A 12,040-nucleotide genomic window follows, 5' to 3' on the forward strand; every position below is an offset into this window, starting at 1 on the left:
ACTCACCAGACGTTGTCATGAACAGAAGTATGCGGTAATCCGGCGAATTGGGAAGCCGCCTCATTATTGATGGCCCACCAGCGCGGTAGCAGTTGCTGGATCCGGCTCTCGGCAAAGCGGTCGTCGATCAGCATCACCACCCCGCGATCTTCGCGGGTGCGAATCACCCTGCCGGCGGCCTGCACTACTTTCTGCACGCCCGGATAAAGATAGGTGTAGTCGTAACCGGCGCCAAATATCGCCGCCATGCGCCGCTTCAGTTGCTCATTGACCGGGTTGAGCTGCGCGAGCCCGAGGGTTGCGATGAATGCGCCGATCAATCGCGCGCCGGGCAAATCAATGCCTTCACCAAACGCCCCGCCCAGCACCGCGAAGCCCACGCCCTGACTGTCGGCGGTGAACTGATCGAGAAACGCCTGTCGCGCCCCTTCAACCATGCCCCGCGATTGCTGCCACAGGGTGATGTGCGGGTGCCGTTCGGCCAGCAATGTCGCCACTTGTTGCAGGTAATCGAAACTGCTGAAGAACGCCAGGTAGTTGCCCGGCCGTTCGCTGAACTGGCGGGCGATCAGCTCGACGATGGGTTCAAGTGATGCCTGGCGGTGGTTAAAGCGCGTCGAGATGCGACTGACGATCTGCACCTGTAACTGCTCGGCGCTGAACGGCGATTCGACGTCGATCCACACGGTGTCGGCGGGCGTACCGAGCAAGTCGGCGTAGTAGTTGCGCGGGCTGAGGGTCGCGGAAAACAGCACGCTGCTGCGCGCAGCCTTCAAGCGGGGGCCGATAAACGCGGCCGGTACCACGTTACGCAAGCACAGTTGCGACAACGGACGTTTGCGGTCGAGGTCGCGTTTGCTGATGTCGAACAGATAATGAGCGTCGTACAGTTCCGCCACCCGGCCAAATTGCAGCAGGTCGAAATAGAAACTCTGCAAACCACTGTCAAGGCCTTGCGGATGGTCATTGAGATAATCGCCAATCGCCGAGCAACACAGGGAAATCGCCTGCAAGAGCTTTTCCGGGGCTTTGTCGTAAGCCTGATAAGCCGCCAGTTGCGGCGCATGCAGCGCGTTCCATTCGCGGTTGACCCGTTGCAGGGAGTTTTTCAGGGCAGCGGGCGCGGTTTTGCGCACGTTGCCCAGCGTGGCCTGATCAAGACTGGCGCTGTACATCTGCCGGCCACGCTCGACGAGGTTGTGCGCCTCGTCCGCCAGCACCGCAACTTTCCACTGATTGAGCTGCGCCAGACCAAACAGCAATGCGCTGAAATCGAAGTAATAGTTGTAGTCGGCGATCACCACATCAGCCCAGCGCGCCATTTCCTGACTCAGGTAATACGGGCACACCGTATGTTGCGCGGCGACTTCACGCATCGCCGCTTGATCGAGCAGGTTGATGCGACTGGCTGCTTCACGGGCGGCGGGCAAACGATCATAAAAGCCCTGGGCCAAAGGGCATGATTCGCCGTGGCAAGCCTTGTCCGGGTGTTCGCAGGCCTTGTCCCGCGCGACCATCTCCAGCACGCGCAACGGCAAGGTTGCCGATTGGTCGAACAACACCTGGCTGGCATCCAGCGCCAGTTTGCGCCCGGGCGTCTTGGCGGTCAGAAAGAACACCTTGTCCAGTTGCTGCGGCGCTAGGGCCTTAAGCATCGGGAACAGCGTGCCAAGGGTTTTGCCGATTCCGGTCGGCGCCTGTGCCATCAGGCAGCGGCCGGTGCTGATCGCCTTGAACACCGATTCGGCCAAATGGCGCTGACCGGGACGAAAGTCTGCATGCGGAAAGGCCAGTTGCTGCGCCGCCAGATTGCGCGCCTCGCGGTGAGCCATTTCCTGTTCGGCCCAGTACAGAAACAGGCTGCATTGCTGCTCGAAAAAAACCTGCAAGGCCTCGACGCTGAACGCTTCGACCAGACAGGTTTCCTTCTCGCTGACGATGTCGAAATACACCAGCGCCACGTTGATCTGCGCAAGATCGAGTTTGCGGCACATCAGCCAGCCGTAGACCTTCGCCTGCGCCCAGTGCAACTGCCGGTGATTGGCCGGTTGCTTGCTCAGGTCGCCACGGTAGGTTTTGACTTCCTCGAGGCAGTTTTGCGCTGGATCGTAGCCGTCCGCCCTGCCCTTGACATTCAACTGGCGGAACGTGCCTTCCAGCGCCACTTCGCTCTGGTAGTTGTCACTGCGCCGCGAGGCCACGGTGCGATGGCCGGCAATGCCTTCCAGTGCCGTCGGTGAGGGCGTGAAGCGCAGATCGAGGTCACCGGTCTTGGCGGTGAATTCGCACAACGCCCGCACCGCAACGCTGTAACTCAAGCGCTCTGCTCCGCCCATTGCACGTAACACACAGCCACCGGCATCTGGTGCTCATGGCAGAACTCCAGCCAGCGCAGTTGATTGTCCTGCAAGCGATCACCCGGGCCTTTGACTTCGATCATCCGGTAGGTTTTGTGCTGCGGCCAGAACTGGATCAGGTCGGGCATCCCGGCGCGATTGGCCTTGATGTCGAGCAGCAATCGGCTGAACCAGTGTTTGAGGTGGGCAGCGGGCAAACAGGCCAGCGCTTGCTCCAGCAGCGTTTCATTCAGCGCCCCCCAGAACACGAACGGCGACTGCACGCCCCACTTGGCGACGAATCGCTGGCGGATGGTATCGGCATAACGGCCGTCGTCCAGTTCGTTGAGGCAGGCCTGGAACAACTCGGCTCGGCGGTGCTGAAAGTCTTCATTGAGCAGATCCACCGGCCCGCGCTGGAACGGGTGAAAAAACGCCCCCGGCAGCGGCGCGAAAATCGCCGGCCAGCACAACAGACCGAACAACGAGTTGATCAGGCTGTTTTCCACGTAGTGCACCGGGCCATCGTCGTCGTGCAGATGCGCCTGCACATGAAACTCCACTGACAGCGCTGGATCAGTACGCGGCAAATGCAGATCCAGACGCTCCACCGGTCGCGGCGCCAGCCGTTTGAGCGGCGGGCCACCGAGTTTGCGCCGCAACCGGGGCAGGATGCGTTGCAGGCCTTGCTGCTCGGTGGCGCTTTGCGGAGCCTGCTCGGCGAGCGTGCCGAGTTCCAGCGCCAGGTCGTATTCGCCGCAGCGTTCAAGCACACGGATCATCCGCAATCGAGCGCCGGGGTAGGCGCACGTCCGGTAAATGTCCAAGGCCAGGGCAAACTCGCTGATGCGCTCGCAATACTGGCCGATCTGGAACAACACCTTGGCGCGTCGACGCGCAAGCCACGGGTTGTCGAAATGCAAGGCGCTGACCTGCTCAACAATGGTTTCCAGCGGCTCGCCCGCCTCAAAGCGCAATTGGCATTGGTGCAGAAACAGGCAGGCATCGACGTCTTCTCGGCTACGCAAACCACGGGAATCGGCGCAGAACTCGACTTTTTCATAGGTGAAGATGCCAAGGTCGGCCAGCACGAACTCCGACCAGTCCTGATACAGGTTGCCGAAGAACATCAACCGCAATCGGTCGCACAGGTCCATGATGGTCAGGCTGAACAGCCGATCTTGCAGTGCCGGTGCCCAATCACGCAGTGTGCGTGCATCAGTGAACTGCTCGGCCAATGCTGGCAGCCAGTCATCCTTGCGCGCCTTGGGTTGCTCGATGAAAGCTGCGAAGGCTTGCAGGATTTCGGCCTTGAGCAATACGTCGAACAGTTCATCAATCGCCAGCGGTGCGTGCTCCTCGATCCAGCCCTGCTCCAGCAGCGGTTGCGCCGCTTGGCCGATGTCACCGATTTCCGGGTAGTTGAGTTTGCCGACACGAAAATGCACACCCTTGCGCATCACCATCCGCACCAGCAAACCCTGCGAAGCTTGCGGCAACACCTTGAAGTCACGGATGAACGCGTGCTCTGCATCACTCATCACATCGGCATAGCGAAGCTCAAGCCAATCAAGCACCTGCTGGAAGTTGTTAAGGTAATAGAACGGATCATCAAGGGGATTGGCAGTCACGGGAATTCTGGGCCATGGCGAGCGAGTACTGGTTATGCGTACAGATACCAGCTCTGCCCTGCCCGGCGCAAACGGAAAAGGATCAATGGCATTTTTTCACCGGTCTATCGAACTTTTTCTGGCTGGATAGCACCAACCGCGTTAGAACACCGACATTGCTCGGTATCACATGGAATAAGGAATTAGAGATGGGTATGAAAATCAAGGCGCTGGGCATCCCTCTTGCGGTAGCGGCCCTGCTGGCACTGGCCGGTTGCGCGAGCCCGACCGTGGTCACCCTGCAGAACGGCACCCAGTATCTGACCAAGGACATGCCGAAGACCAAAACCAAGGACGGCTTCTATGAGTTCGAGGATATTTCCGGTGCCAAGGTGAAAGTACGCTCGGATGAAGTGGCGACGGTGCGCGAAGAAGACTGACTGCAATCCGTGAACTGAAGACTGTGTTGGGGACGCAGAGCGTCCGGGGCTGCATTCCCACGCGGAGCGTGGAAACGATCAGTTCAAGTGCGTGATCGATGCAGTCACTGATCGACAGTCATGCCGGGGATGCTGTTGTCGCACCTCAAATATTGCCCGCCGCGCCGGGCCAATTCGCCCTGCAAACGCTGGCAACGTTCCTGATCCTGTTGCGCCATGCGGTCGATGCTCAGGTTGCCGGTGGTCTGCGGCTGCTTGCCGTCACCCAGGCGAATGGTCACGAATGGTTGTTCGGGCTGGATCTGAAAACGGCTTTTCTCCTCGACCGGCTCGACCACTTCGGTTTTCGCCGGGCTCGGTAATTGATCCGTGGTGATGCCGTAACGGCTCAGAATCGAGCTTTGAGGCAGATCGGCCCAGGCGCTGGCCGAACACAGCGCCAGTCCCACAAACCCTATGTACCCCTTGAAACCTTTCACGTTTGAATCTCCTGTGCTCAATGGCGGCTAGCTATAGGACGTGTGTGTCCGTGCTGGCTTTAGGCCGCTTTTCCTGTTTTGCACAGGTTGAGAGTCAGGTAATAGCCATTGAGTCACTTTTGATACCGCGTTATCGTTCTTCGCGAGCAAGCTCGCTCCCACAGGGTTCTTGGTCGCCCACATGCTTCGTGTTCGGCGCAAATCCACTGTGGGAGCGAGCTTGCTCGCGAAGAGGCCCTTACAGGCGCCACTTCAACATCAGGCGATCACAACACCATCGCCACTCAAGCTATTCAGCGCCACCCCCACCAATGTCACCGAGTCATCGCCAAACGTCAGCAGCGTATCCTGCCCAACCGCTGAAGCATGAGCACGGAAGTCATCGCTCGGCAAAACACCCTGCACGCCAAGAAACACCAGCTTGTCGTTGGCGGTAAAACCGACCACCCGATCCTGTCCGAAAGCGCCGTTGAACAGGAACGTGTCCGCCCCGCCGCCCGACGTCATCAGGTCATTGCCGACGCCACCGACAAACACGTCGTTGCCCGCGCCGCCAATCAGATGATCATTGCCATCGAGCCCGAACAACCAGTCACCGTTGGCATTCGCCTTGAGCGTATCGGCGCCATGGGTGCCCTTCACGCTGGATTCGTACGCCGTCACATTGCTGCCAGCCTTCAAGCCGCTGGCCGTGACGCTGTGGGTCACATCGTCCTTGAACAGCCCCCAGAGAAAGCCCGGTTCCTTGGTGACAATGCTACCGATGTCGCGGGTGATGCTGATCCCGCCGTTGCCCTCGCGGATGTACAGATTGCCCGCACCGTCATTGGCGAAGTCGAAGCTGTTCACCGATTTTTGCAGGTCGAGGATGTTGCTGCCCTGCCCGCCGAGGATGACGTTGTAGCCGCCGCCATCACGAAAGGTGTCGTTGCCGGCGCGGCCTTCCAGATAGTCATGGCCGCTGCCGCCCTGGATCAGGTCGTTGCCGTCGCTGCCGATGATGAACGTGCTGCCCTTGTGGGTTTCGGCGTTGCGGTTGAGGTCCTGCACCCAGGTGTTGGCCCGTGCCGGGTCTGACAGGTTGGCGACGATGATCGTCGAGTCCTTGCTGGTCAGGTCGTAGAACTTCGACTCGATGACCCGGTTCATGCCGTCGCCATAAGCGGTCGGCAAGTGCGAGATCCAGGTTGGAATGTTCAGGATCGAGTACGGCAATACATTCCACGCATTGGAGGCGTAGTGATCGTTGAAGCTGACGATGTTGTCGGTGGCCGACTCCTTCGCCGCATCGTGTACGCCAATCGAAGCGCCGGTGAAGGTCGAGCCGTCGAGCGCGCGGAACACCGGGTCGTTTTCGTAGCCGACATTGAGCACTTTGTCGGTGCTGCTCTGGGTTGGCGAAGCGTAGGCGATGTAGTTGGAGTCACTGAAGAAGCCACCCCACTTGCCGCCGCTCAAGTCCGCCATGCTGTTGACGGCCAAGCCACCGAGGCTGTGGCCGCTGACCAGCACGTCCTTGCCGGTGAGGCCGTTTGCCGTGGCGAAGGCGACCACGTCGTTGAGCAGATTACCGAAGGCTTCACCGACGTAATTCTTCGCGTAGTCCTTGGGGCCGAAGGCCGCGAGCAGGTCGTTGATGACGTCGCCAATGGAGTCGAGGATCAAGTTTTCTCGCGGGCCGCTGGTGCCACGAAAGGCAATACCCAGTTCAGTGAGATGGCCTTGGGCGTCGTATTTGCCGAGGATTTCCACCTGGGCGCTGGTGTATCCGGCCTTCTCGCCGAAGAAGGTTCCGCGCGCGTCAGTCTTGCCGTCGTAGCCCAACTGGGAAGCAGTGATTGGTGTCCAACCGGCCTTTTGCACCGCTTCGAGGGCAAGTTTTTCTGAATCGGGATTCCACGGAATGCCGGGGATGACGCCTTGCGAATCGGTGCCGCCAATCAGCGCGGTGACCAGCGTGGCCGGCAGGCCGAGGCCGAAACCGTTGTGCTGATAACCGCTGGCAAAGCCGTTATCGAGGTTGTGATAGGAATACAGCGTGATAGCCATGGCGTCACTGAACAACGCCTTGGAATCGGCTGTACCGAAGTTTTTGTAGTCATACACACCCATTGCCATTGCCTCTCTTTTTGTTGGAATTGTCAGAGATAGCTCACAGCCGGGGCGCCCCTCGCGGGACGCCGCGGAGCATTTCAGTACTACTGCACATCTTTACCTGTGGGAGCGAGCTTGCTCGCGAATGGGGCGTGACAGTCGACATTTCTACCGCTGACACATCGCTTTCGCGAGCAAGCTCGCTCCCACATTTATTGCTTAGGCGAAGACGAAACTCGAATCCGACAGATTAGCCACTCCCACACCGATCAGCGTCACGGCAAACTCGCCAATCTTCAGCACGGTGTCGCCACCGTCCTGCGACGCATGTTGCTTGTAGTCGTAGCCCTGCCCCGCGCCTTCGACACCCATGAACAGCAGTTTGTCGCTGCCCTGATAACCATTGATGGCATCAAAACCGAACGCGCCGCTGAACAAAAAGGTGTTGTTGCCACCCACCGCATTCATCACGTCGTTACCCCCGCCACCGACGAAGGTCACATGGCCCTTGTCGCTGATAAGCGTGTCGTCGCCACCCAGGCCAAACAGCCAGTCACCGTCGGCCGTGGCGTGCAGCGCGTTGCTGTAGCTATCGCCGCTAAGCGAATGGTTGTACTGGGTCAGCTCGCTGCCATTGGTCAAACCCTTGGCCGTAACGCCCCAGGTGATCTCCTTGCTGCCCCACCACGACCCCGACTCCTTGCTCACCAGTGCGCCAATATCGCGGGTCATGCTGATACCGCCGTAGGCGTCGCGCACAAACAGCGTGCCGTCACCGTCGTTGGCGAAGCTGAAGTTCTGCAACGGCTTCTGCAACTCGAAGGTGTTGTGGCCCTGGCCGCCGAGCAGGATGTTGTAGCCGCCGTCATCACGGAAGCGATCATCACCGCCCAGGCCCTCAAGAAAGTCGTTACCCGCCCCGCCTTTGAGCCAGTCGTTGCTTTGGGTGCCGATGATGAAGGTGCTGCCGGTATGTACCTCGCCGCTGCGGCCCAGATCTTCGACCCAGGTTTTGCCCCGGGACGATTCCTCAAGGTTGGAGACGATGATCGTCGAATCCTTGTGGGTCAGGCCGTAGAACGTCGAATAGATCACCCGATTCAAGCCATCGGCATACCCCAGGGAACTGTGGGCCGACCAGTTCATCGGGTTGACGATGCTGAACGGCACCAGGTTCTGCGCGGTGGACGCATAGTTATCGTTGAAGTTGACGATATTGTCGGTGGTCGAATCGTGCGGCTCGTCGTGCTTACCCATCGACGCGCTGCTGAACGTGGTGCCGTCGAGCACGCGGAACACCGGGTCGTTCTCGTAACCGATGTTCAGCACGTTGTTGCCGGTGCTGCTCTGGGTTGGCGAGGCGAAAGTGATGTAGTTGGCGTCCTTGAAGAACCCGCCCCAGTTGCCGGCGCTCAGTTCGGCCACGCTGTTGACCCCGAGGCCGCCGAGGCTATGGCCGCTGATCAATACGTCCTTGGCGGCAATGCCATGGGCGATGGAGAACGCCGCGACAGCCTTGAGCAAATTGTCGAAGGCATTTTTCGCGTACTGAGTGGCGTAATCCGACGGCCCGACGGCGGCCAGCAGATTGTTTTTCATGTCGCCGAAGGTGTCGCTGTAACCCAGCCCCCCGGTGCCACGAAAGGCAATGCCGATGCCGATCAGTTTGCCGGCCGCGTCGTACTTGCCGAGCACTTCGGCCTCGGCGCTGGTGAAGCCGTCCTTCTCGCCGAAGAATGTGCCTTGCGGCCCGACCTTGCCCTGATAGCCCAGCGCCGTCGCTGTAACCGGTGCCCACCCCCCGGCCGGTAATGGCTTGCCGGTCGGGGTGTAGGCATACAACGTCAGTGCGATGGCATCGCTGTACAACGCTTTGCCATCGGCATTTTTGTAATCAAACAGTCCCATGTTGTGCTCTCTCTTCCTTCAAGTCAGGACTGGCAGTTCCCTGGGGAACTGCCAGCACTCCTTCAGAACTGCCAGTCGAGCGTCAGGCCCACGCCGTGGTCCTTCTCGTTCGAACCTATCAGTCCGTTGTAATCGAGGTTCACCCGCACATCGCGATTGAGCGCCAGACCGGCGCGCACGCCAACCACCGCAGCATTACGATCCAGAGACACGCTCTGCACGTTGAACGCGCTGTTGCCATTGGCAAACGCCAGATGGTTTTCAGCATCGACGCTGCTCAGGTTGTGCTGCCAGCCGAGGGTCGCGCCCAGTTCCAGCTGATGTTTGTCCGACAGGGCAAACGTGCGCTTGGCGCGAACGCCGAGGGTCGACAGCACCGCTTCGCGATTGTCTTCACCGCCCTTCAGCGCGGCGGCGTCACCCTTCTCGGTGAAGCTGTCGCTGTTGAGGTGCACGTAAGCCAGATTGGCGAACGGCTCCAGGTTCATCGGTTGCAGACCCAGATCGTAAGCGGCTTCTGTGAACAATTGCGCAGTGCTCGCATCACGTTTTACTTTCTGGTTACCACTGACATCGCCGAATTGCAGATCACGTTTCACATCGATACGGTGCCAGCTATAGGCGCCGCCCACGGTCAGGCGTAGTGCATCGATTTCATGCCCCAGGTACGCACCCAAGTGGTAGCTGTCGACGGACGCCGACGAATGCGTGCCGCTGCCCATGCTCAGTGAACTGTCGCTATAACCGGTAACGAAACCCAGGCGAGTATCTTCAGCAATCAAGCCGTCGACACCGGCCAGCAAGCCGCCGATGGAGCTGTTGGAATCGGCATTTTCATGCCCGCCATCGCTCTTGCCCCACGCCCCCAACACCTTGACCCAGGCGTTGCTGCGATCGTCAGTCGGCGCAGCGGCGTCGAACAGATCACGTTCGCGCAGACGTTCGCCCACGGCCTCGCGCAGGTAACGGCTATCGTTGATCAGCATCGTGCCGATGGCCGGATGAATCTCGCCGGACAACTGCTGAAACGCTTGCTGCGCGGCGGCCGCAGTCGGTGACACCAGCAGGGTTTCGAACAGCGCATTGCCCGCGCCCAGTCGCTCGGCAGCGGCACCGACGGCGCGCTGGTTGGGCGTCAGACCCACGCTGGCGAACGACGCGTCGTTACGCCCCACCGCCAGTTGAATGCCGTTCGCCGAGTAAGCGAGCGTGCCGCCAAGAAACGCGTAATCCGGCAACACCTGGCCGAAGCGCCCTTCGATACCGCCCGCTGCTTGCAGGATGTTGTACTGCGTGCCGAGCAGGCTTTGCACTTCACCGGTGGTCAGCAGTGTCGGGCTGTTTTCCAGCGCCATGGTCACTGTCGCGCCTTCAACCACCGCTTTGCCGGTGGCGATGATCTGGTCGCTGCTGGTTGGCGACAGTTCCACCGCGTAGGTCGAGCCCGGCGCGAAGGTCACGTCACCGGCGACATTCATCGTGCCGATCGAGTTGCCCGGCGCCACGGTACCGCCACTGTTCACCGACAACGCGCCGATGCGGCCATTGCCACCGAGGATGCCGCCGTCATTCACAGTGACCGCAGAGGCCAGCGAGCCGTTGATAGCGAGTCGGCCCTGATTGACCAGGGTCGGGCCGCTGTAGCTGTTGTTGCCGGTCAGCACCAAGGTGCCGATACCCTGCTTGGTCAGGCCGCCGTGGCCGGAAATGTCGTTACGCCAGGTATCGAGGCCACAGGTGATGTCGTTGCACACGCGCTCAGTGGGTTTGCCTTGGTCGATGATCGCGCCGATGCCCGGCAAGTCCGCGACAAACTGGCCGGAACCGTAAGCGCCGTTGATGCGGAACTCGCTCGGGATGTCCTGCTCGGTGACGAACATCGCCGGGCCATCGATGCCTTTGCGCAGGTTGATCATGCCCCAGCCATACAGCGCGTCGATGCCCGGCGCGCCGAGGTCGGTAGCGGTTGTGCGCAAGACGCTGGCGACTTGATCGCCAGACATGTACGGAAAGCGTTCCATCAGCACGGCCATCGAGCCGGCCACATGCGGTGCGGCCATCGAGGTACCGTTGTAGTTTTTGTATGCGGTGGTCAGATTGTCGGCGTTGGTGCCCTCGATGATCGCACTGAAGATCTTCGTGCCGGGTGCCGAGACGCAGAAACTCGCGGTGTAGCCGCAACGCGAAGAGAACGTACTCATGATGTACGGATTGGCGCTGGTCAGGTCCGGATTCTGCTGTAGCGCGGCGACGGTGATCCAGTTCGGCGCGATGTCCGGGACGAAGTAACCGAGGCCGGCGATGGCGTCCGGGTTATTCAGGTTGTAGTCGTTGCCGGCAGCGAAAATCGTCACGATGCCGCTGCGTGCCGCGGCAATCGCACCGTCATAGGCGCCGCCGGGTTTGGTGCCGAGCAGCGTGCGGATTTCGTTGAATTGCACCTGTGCGTCGTTGACGGTGAAGTGCGGGTACGCCGGATTGCGGCCACCGAGGTCGAAGCGATCGGTGATGCCAATGCCCCAGCTGTTGTTGATGATCCGCGCGCCACTGGCGATCAGCGCATCCCAACCGGCCTTGTACACGGCGCCGTCGTTACCACGGACGATGCCGTCTTCCGGGCCCGGGTCGCCGTTGTCGGCACTGATGATTTGTGCGCCGAACGCGACGCCGTGCATTGGCCCGCCATCACGACTGCCTGCTGCGATGCCACCGACGTGAGTGCCGTGGGCGCCGAGTTTGCCGTCGGAGCCGACCGAGGGCGAACCGTCATAACGGAACGCATCCCCGGCTTTGACCGGGATGTACGGGTCGGTGTATTCGCGGATGCCGCTGGTGACCAGGGTGACGACTTTATTGCTGCCGGAAAACTCCGGATGCGCGGCGTACACCGGCTGATCGAAGATCCCCAGTTTCACGCCTTTACCGGTGTATCCAGCGGCGTAAGCGTGATCAGCACCGATTGCGCCCAGGCCCCAGTCAGCCTGAAATTCGGCACTGCGCCAACTGCCGATGTCGCCCGTGCGACCGTTTTCCACATAAGGCGCGGCATGCGCCGTGCCCCAGGTGGTGAGCGCGCACAACACCGCGCCAGTCAGCGTTTTCAGGGCAAAGCAGCCACCCGTTTGCGCGGGGGTTTTATTGTTTTTCATCCTGCGACCTTCCTTAGTTGTGTT

At 60.3% G+C, this 12,040-nt stretch carries 7 protein-coding genes; 1 reads left to right on the forward strand and 6 read right to left on the reverse strand.

Annotation, left to right across the window (positions count from 1 at the left end):
• Nucleotides 1–2 precede the first annotated feature (2 nt).
• Complete coding sequence (locus ACIQVE_RS03815; protein WP_402804716.1) at nucleotides 3–2,318, reverse strand: ATP-dependent DNA helicase; 2,316 nt, start codon at nucleotides 2,316–2,318, stop codon at nucleotides 3–5.
• Nucleotides 2,315–3,967, reverse strand: coding sequence for a VRR-NUC domain-containing protein (locus ACIQVE_RS03820; RefSeq protein ID WP_402804718.1), 1,653 nt, complete (start codon nucleotides 3,965–3,967; stop codon nucleotides 2,315–2,317). The genes ACIQVE_RS03815 and ACIQVE_RS03820 overlap by 4 nt, the downstream gene beginning before the upstream one ends.
• A 194-nt stretch (nucleotides 3,968–4,161) precedes the next feature.
• Between ACIQVE_RS03820 and ACIQVE_RS03825 the strand changes: the two genes are divergently transcribed.
• Complete coding sequence (locus tag ACIQVE_RS03825) at nucleotides 4,162–4,386, forward strand: YgdI/YgdR family lipoprotein (protein ID WP_402804904.1); 225 nt, start codon at nucleotides 4,162–4,164, stop codon at nucleotides 4,384–4,386.
• Nucleotides 4,387–4,490: 104 nt separating this feature from the next.
• Here ACIQVE_RS03825 and ACIQVE_RS03830 read toward each other — a convergent pair whose 3' ends face one another.
• The 4 genes from ACIQVE_RS03830 to ACIQVE_RS03845 form a co-directional block, all read right to left on the reverse strand.
• Nucleotides 4,491–4,865, reverse strand: a complete 375-nt coding sequence (locus ACIQVE_RS03830; protein WP_402804720.1) for a hypothetical protein — start codon at nucleotides 4,863–4,865, stop codon at nucleotides 4,491–4,493.
• A 258-nt stretch (nucleotides 4,866–5,123) separates the two neighbouring features.
• Nucleotides 5,124–6,977, reverse strand: a complete 1,854-nt coding sequence (locus ACIQVE_RS03835) for a polyurethanase (RefSeq protein ID WP_402804906.1) — start codon at nucleotides 6,975–6,977, stop codon at nucleotides 5,124–5,126.
• A 201-nt stretch (nucleotides 6,978–7,178) separates the two neighbouring features.
• Nucleotides 7,179–8,867: a polyurethanase gene (locus ACIQVE_RS03840; protein WP_402804722.1), complete on the reverse strand. Its 1,689-nt coding sequence runs from the start codon at nucleotides 8,865–8,867 to the stop codon at nucleotides 7,179–7,181.
• Between the two features lie 62 nt (nucleotides 8,868–8,929).
• Nucleotides 8,930–12,016 (reverse strand): autotransporter domain-containing protein, encoded by a 3,087-nt coding sequence (locus ACIQVE_RS03845; protein WP_402804724.1) that lies wholly within the window; start codon nucleotides 12,014–12,016, stop codon nucleotides 8,930–8,932.
• Nucleotides 12,017–12,040 lie beyond the last annotated feature (24 nt).

The sequence above is a fragment of the Pseudomonas sp. NPDC098747 genome (assembly GCF_044760045.1).
GTDB lineage: Bacteria > Pseudomonadota > Gammaproteobacteria > Pseudomonadales > Pseudomonadaceae > Aquipseudomonas.